5 protein-coding genes are annotated in these 6,404 nt (G+C 67.6%); 1 reads left to right on the top strand and 4 read right to left on the bottom strand.

Annotated features, from left to right (window positions below):
* Positions 1-28: 28 nt before the first annotated feature.
* From AC1Q6V_RS26145 to AC1Q6V_RS26160, 4 genes are all read right to left on the bottom strand, one after another.
* Positions 29-2,146 (bottom strand): FUSC family protein, encoded by a 2,118-nt coding sequence (locus AC1Q6V_RS26145; RefSeq protein WP_454749975.1) that lies wholly within the window; start codon positions 2,144-2,146, stop codon positions 29-31.
* Positions 2,147-2,541: 395 nt separating this feature from the next.
* Positions 2,542-3,786, bottom strand: a complete 1,245-nt coding sequence (locus AC1Q6V_RS26150; RefSeq protein WP_011616166.1) for a nucleoside recognition domain-containing protein — start codon at positions 3,784-3,786, stop codon at positions 2,542-2,544.
* 57 nt (positions 3,787-3,843) lie between these two features.
* Positions 3,844-4,230, bottom strand: a complete 387-nt coding sequence (locus AC1Q6V_RS26155; RefSeq protein WP_010813475.1) for a DUF488 domain-containing protein — start codon at positions 4,228-4,230, stop codon at positions 3,844-3,846.
* Positions 4,231-4,270: 40 nt separating this feature from the next.
* On the bottom strand, positions 4,271-5,944 hold the full coding sequence (locus AC1Q6V_RS26160) for an AMP-binding protein (protein WP_454749974.1): 1,674 nt from the start codon (positions 5,942-5,944) through the stop codon (positions 4,271-4,273).
* 247 nt (positions 5,945-6,191) lie between these two features.
* On the opposite strand from AC1Q6V_RS26160, the gene AC1Q6V_RS26165 reads away from it, so the two are divergent.
* The coding region (locus tag AC1Q6V_RS26165; protein ID WP_492344501.1) for a hypothetical protein at positions 6,192-6,404 on the top strand (213 nt) is incomplete at its 3' end.

The following is a 6,404-nucleotide window of genomic DNA, read 5'->3' on the forward strand; positions in this document are numbered from 1 at the left end:
GGCCGGCAAGCTTCTTTCTTGATGCCTCTCAGCTGCTGTGCGCCCGCCGGCGCACCGGCGGCTTGCGCGCGGCCGCGCCCAGCGTGCGCAGGTCCGCCACCGCGGCATGGGCGGCGGCGATATGCGCGGCGGCGTAGTCGGCCTGTTCCGCCAGGAAGGCGTCGAGCGCGCCAGCGGGTGGCAGGGCGGGCCGCTCGGTGTCGCCGGCAGCGTCTGCCAGGCCCGGCCGCATCGCCAGCTCGGCCAGTTGGGCTTCCAGCTGCGTCAGGAGTGCGCGCGCTTCAGCCCCGGCGGGAAGCGTGAAAACGCCCGACTCCACCCCGGCTCGCACCACGCCGGCCAGCGCGGCCATGCGGCGTGCGCTCGCATGCACGCGCTGGTAGGCCCCGGTATAGTCCGGCGCCAGCGCGCCGGCGGTCTGTGCCAGCGTGAGTTCGGCGCGGGTGGAAGCCCGTCCGGCGGCAATGCGCAAGGCTTCCAGCCGCGGCACGGCAGGCGGCGTCGCGGCCTCAGCCACGCGGCTGGCCGCGAAGGCGGCTCGCAGGTAGACCGCGTTGACCGCCACCGCGTCGACGGCATGGCGGAACACGCGCGACATCTCCACGCGCGGTGCCAGCACATAGTACGTGGCCAGCGCGATCAGGCAGCCCAGCGCGGTATCGATGCCGCGCAGCGCGGCAAAGTGGCTGCTGTCGAGGGCCGGCGCGCCCACCCATGAGAACAGGATCACGGCCGGCGTCAGGCAGAACGCGAACGCCCCGGGCTGCCCGGCAAGGCGGCTGGCATAGGCCCCGGCCAGGAAGGCCGCGCTGATGCCCAGCGCCACCACCGGCGCCGGATGGAGCAGGCCGATCACACAGGCGCACAATGCGCCAGCCAGCGAGCCCGCAAAGCGTTTCACGGAAACCTGCCGGGTAGTCTGCAACTGGGGGCTGAGCACCATGATCACGGTCACCGCCACCCAATAGCCATGGTCCAGCCGCCACCACTGCGCCGGCAGCAGGCTGAGGCTGCCGGCCAGCGCCAGGCGCAGGGCGTGGCGCGTGGCCAGCGCATCGCCTGCGGCGTGGTCGGCCAGCCCGCGCAGCATCTGGGCCAGCCCGTGCCCGATGCCGCGCCGCGGCCAGCGGAAGCTTGCGCGCCATCGGTCGAAATCCGGATGGCGCGCCAGGGCGGATAGTGCCGACTGGTAGGGGGGCGGGGCGCTGGCATTGGCCACGGGCGCGGTCAGGCGCCGCAGTTCGTGGCGCAGCGCCGCGCTCAATGCCGGCAGGTCGGGGGCGTGCCGCGCCAGGGCCTGGCCAACTTGCTCGCGGGCGTCGGCGATGCAGCGTGCGATATGACGCAACGGCGGCTGCATCGGCAAGCCATGGGCGGTGCCGGCGCGCTCGCGCAGCTCGCCCGCGACGATCAGCAGCGCAAACAGGGCGTCGGCGACACCCACGGCATAGCCATAGTGCAGGAGCGTGCTGGGGTCGCGCAGGCTGCGTCGGGCCTCGATGGCCCCGCGCGCAGCCTCGATGCGGTTGCGGATGTCCTGCTTGCAGGTGGCGAGGTCATTGCCGTGGCGGGTGTCGGCGAGTGCCGTGGCGAGCCGGACCAGCGCGTCGTATGCGGCCACGATCTCGGTGCGTGGCCGGTCGTCGCGGGTCGACGGGATCAATGCCAGGCAAGCCAGGCACGCGAACACGCCGCCGCGCAGGAAGTCGAGCCCGCTTTGCAGGGCCTGCACGGCGAGCTCAGGCCCGGCCGCAGGCTGCAGGCACGCGGCCACCAGCACGACATAGAGCAGCTTGGCCGCCAGCGCACTGGCCGGGCCGCGCGTCTCTGCCAGGCCTGCGGCAAGCCCTCCTGCCATCACGACCAGTACGGCCAGCCAGGGCGAAGGCGCGACGGCCGCGCCCAGCGCGCTGGCTACCGCCCCGCCAATGCCGACCGCTCCCAGGCTGGATAGCCGTGCCGACGCCGTGCCTTGCCGGTCCGCCAGGAAGGTCCAGATCGAGGCCGTTGCCGACCACAGGTAGCCTGCATCCCCGGTCAGCCAGCCAATACCGGCAAGGGCCAGGAACGACAGTGCATAGATGATCCCGCGCCGGAGCAGGACGGGGTCAGGCCAGTAGCGGGCAAGGAGGGCGGAGGCGAACATGCGGGCCGGGATCCACGCGGGCCTGCCCGGTCGGGCGCCCGTCGTGAGACCACTCTACGATACCGTTTGCTGCGTTGCAACAAAACTGGCCTGTCGGCCACGGCATCAGGTCGCCGCACCAAGGTGGCGCGAGCAAGCCCCGTGGCGAGGATCCAAGCACGATTGCTGCGCCAGCAGGCGCAAACGTGCACAGGGGTTGTGACCGCTTCGGCGCGAAGGCGAAAAAAAACCCACGCAGGTTGTGCGTGGGTTGGAATCCACCGAGGTGGTGGAGGAGACAGACTCCAATATACATGATTTGTTGCGACGCACCAAGTGGTCATGTGTCAATGTCCGACATTGCGCACAATGGCGTTGTATCGATGCGACAAAATCCGGTTTCCAGCATCCATGTCCTAGCGGAACAGATATGCGGCACCTACGGCACACATGATCCCGGCAGCATCGGCCACCAGTGCACAACCCAGTGCGTGGCGCGTATTGCGCACATTGATGCTGCCGAAGTAGACCGCCAGTACATAGAAAGTGGTCTCGGTCGAGCCCTGGATGATCGCCGCCAGCCGTCCCTGGAACGAGTCCACGCCATAGGTCGTCATCACATCCACCATCAGCCCGCGCGCGCCGGCGCCGGACAGGATCTTCATCAGCCCGACCGGCAGCGCCGGCACGAAGTCCGTATTCATGCCCAGCTGGGCAAAGCCCAGCGTCAGCCAGCCCATCAGCACGTCCATGCAGCCGGTGGCCCGGAACAGGCCGATGGCTACGAGGATTGCCACCAGGTAGGGAATAATCTGCACGGCGACGCCAAAGCCTTCCTTGGCACCATCGATAAAGGCTTCATAGACATTGACCCGCCGCAGCGCGCCGCAGAGCAGGAACAGCGTGATCAGCGACAGGATGAAGCCGGCGCCGGCCAGTGCCGTCACGCTGCCGACCTGCTCCGGCGGCGCGTGCCGCAGCCAGGCGAACATCCCGCCCAGCAGCGCAGCGACCAGCCCGAATGCCACCAGCACGGCCGGGCGCAGCAGGTTCAGCCGCTGCACCCACGCCACCGCCAGCAGGCCGGCCAGGCATGAGCCGCCGGTGGCCAGCAGCGTCGGCAGGAAGATATCGGCCGCATTGAAACCCGCCAGCCCTTGCTTGACCGCAATGGCCTGCCGGATCGCGATCACCGAGGTCGGGATCAGCGTCAGCCCGGCCGTATTCAGCACGATGAACATGATCTGCGCATCGGTGGCCACGTCTGGGCGCCGGTTCAGTGTCTGCAGCTCGCGCATGGCATTCAGGCCGAGCGGCGTGGCGGCATTGTCCAGCCCGAGCAGGTTGGCCGACACGTTCATCATCATCGCCCCCTGTGCCGGATGCCCCTGCGGCACGCCGGGGAAGAAATGGCGCAGCAGCGGGTTCACCAGCCGGGCAAAGGCATCGACCACGCCGGCGCGCTCGCCGATGCGCATGATGCCGAGCCACAGGCTCATCACCCCGGCCAGGCCGAGCGCGATCTCGAAGGCCGTGCGCGCGCTGTCGAACAGGCTCGCCAGCATCGCCGGGAACACGGTGAGATCGCCGCTGGCCAGGCGGACGCAGGCGGCGACAAAGGAAATCAGGAAGAAACCGAGCCAGACAACGTTCAGGGCCATCGGAATGCGGGAAGCGGGGAAATCAAAGCCGGGGAGATTCCCGGCACGGCGTGCAGCTCAGCCGATCACGGCCCCGCGTTCGGCCAGCAGCTCGCGCAGGATCGAGCGGTGGCAGTGCGCTTCGTTCTCGCAGTAGCAGCCTACCGAGAAATTGGTCTGGTGCGACAGCGCCGCCAGCAGGTCGAGCGTGCGGCTGGCGTCCGGCTCGGCCATTTCCTTGCGGAAGTGCCGCACGAACGCCCGCCATTGCTTGTCATCGGTGGCCTGCAGCGCCTGGGCCACCAGCTCGGGCGATGGCGACAGCACGGGATACCAGACATCGTAGAAATCGCGGCTGGCAAACTCGGATTTGGGCACGCCCCGCGGCGGCCGGCGCACAGTGCCGATGCGCAGGCCTTCATCGTCCGCGCGCGGCGTGCCCAGTCTTACGATTCGGATGGTCATGGGGGATCCCGCTCATGTCTGCCGACGCATGTGCGTCCGGCTAAAGTCCCAGATCATGAATCATGGTGTCGCGCATGACAAACTTCTGCACCTTGCCCGTCACAGTCATCGGCATTTCCGAGACAAAGCGGATATAGCGCGGAATCTTGTAGTGGGCGATCTGATCGCGGCAGAACTTCCGGATCTCTTCCTCGGTGGCGCTCTGGCCGGGTTTGAGCACGATCCAGGCGCAGACCTCCTCGCCGTACTTCTGGTCAGGCACGCCAAAGACCTGCACCGCCTGCACCTTGGGATGGCGGAACAGGAATTCCTCGATCTCGCGCGGGTAGATGTTCTCGCCGCCGCGGATCAGCATGTCCTTGACCCGGCCGACGATGTTGCAGTAGCCCTCGTCGTCAATGGTGGCGAGGTCGCCGGTGTGCATCCAGCCGTCGCGGATGGCCTCGCGGGTGCGCTCGTCGTCTTCCCAGTAGCCTTGCATCACGGAATAGCCGCGGGTGCAAAGCTCGCCGGTGGCGCCGGTCGGCACGACCTCGCCGAGGGCGTCGACCACCTTGCATTCCAGGTGCGGCTGCACCCGGCCGACAGTGGCGACGCGCTTGTCCAGCGGATCGTCGGTGGCGCTCTGGAACGAGACCGGGCTGGTCTCGGTCATGCCATAGGCAATGGTGACCTCCGACATATGCATGTCCGCCACCACGCGTTTCATGACCTCGATCGGGCAGGGGGCGCCGGCCATGATGCCGGTGCGCAGGGCCGAGAAGTCGAAGCGGCTGAACTCCGGATGGTCCAGATGGGCGATAAACATGGTCGGCACGCCATGCAGGGCGGTGCAGCGTTCCTCGCTGGCCGCCTGCATGGTCGCGAGCGGATCGAAGGCCTCGCCCGGGAACACCATGCAGGCGCCGACCGAGACGCAGGCCAGCACCGACAGCACCATGCCGAAGCAGTGATAGAGCGGCACCGGGATGCACAGTACGTCACTGTCGCCAAGTCGCATCGCTATGGCGACAAAGCGGCCGTTATTGACCACGTTGTGATGCGTCAGGGTGGCGCCCTTGGGGTTGCCGGTGGTGCCGCTGGTGAACTGGATATTGATGGCGTCGAGCGCGGAGAGCGTCGCGGTCACCGCGTCCAGGCGCACAGTATCGGGTTCGGCCAGCAGTGCATCGTAATTGAGCATGCCGGGCGTCGCCTCGCCTCCCATGCGGATCACCCACTGCAGCCGGGGCAGCCGGGCGGAGCGCAGCGCCCCCGGCTCGGCCTCGGCCAGTTCCGGCGCCAGCGCCTGGAGGGTGGCCAGGTAGTCGCTGGCCTTGAAACGCGCGGCCGTGATCAGCATGCGCACGCCGGCCTTGTTCAGCGCATATTCCAGCTCCGCCCGGCGGTAGGCCGGATTGATATTGACCAGGATGGCGCCGATACGAGCGGTGGCGAACTGGGTCACCAGCCACTCGGGCCGGTTCGGCGCCCAGATGCCGACCCGGTCGCCCGGCTGGATCCCGCGCCGGAGCAGGCCGCTGGCCAGGCGATCGACCTGGTCGCTGAACTCCGCCCAGCTCCAGCGCACACCATGCTCGCGGAACACCACGGCCGGGGCGCCCGGGTTTGCGGCGACCGTGCGCGCCAGCAATGCCGGAATCGTCTCATCAGACAGGGGGATGTCGGTGCTGCCGGCGACCACGGAGAGGCCGGGCGTCACGGGTCGGGTCATCTTGTCTCCTTCAACTGCTCTGCTTGGCATTCGACGTCTATATATAAAGAGGACGTCTCGGGTTGGGCCGACGCCCACGGTCTGAGCCGACGCCCACGGTCTGAGCTTAAGCCGAGGCGCCGCTGGATGCTGTCACCACCGCGACATTTGAGCCTCGTGCGCCGCTTTTACGGGGGGTTCGAATTATTTCGCGAAATCGCTTGCCAGTCGGTCCTGCGTCCCTTAATATTCGCCCCCTCGCAACACAATGCAGCGCTGCAAAGCAGACGCAGCAAGGGTTGCGGGGTCGACCGGGATGGTTGGCGCAGCGAAGTTTGCAGCGCTGGCCGCAGCAAAAAAAGATGCTGAAACGGTTGACGAAACGAAGAAAGCTCTGCATAATTTCGTTTCTCTGCTGCAGACAACGCAGCGGCGCTGGACGGCAAAGCCGGCGGCGAAGTTCTTTAACAACCAAACAACC

It is taken from the genome of Cupriavidus sp. GW823-FHT07B10, from assembly GCF_058794355.1.

Coding starts and splice junctions, on each gene's coding strand:
- AC1Q6V_RS26155 (WP_010813475.1), bottom strand. CDS start 4,230: ATGACCATCCGAATCGTAAGACTGGGCACGCCGCGCGCGGACGATGAA.
- AC1Q6V_RS26145 (WP_454749975.1), bottom strand. CDS start 2,146: ATGTTCGCCTCCGCCCTCCTTGCCCGCTACTGGCCTGACCCCGTCCTG.
- AC1Q6V_RS26160 (WP_454749974.1), bottom strand. CDS start 5,944: ATGACCCGACCCGTGACGCCCGGCCTCTCCGTGGTCGCCGGCAGCACC.
- AC1Q6V_RS26150 (WP_011616166.1), bottom strand. CDS start 3,786: ATGGCCCTGAACGTTGTCTGGCTCGGTTTCTTCCTGATTTCCTTTGTC.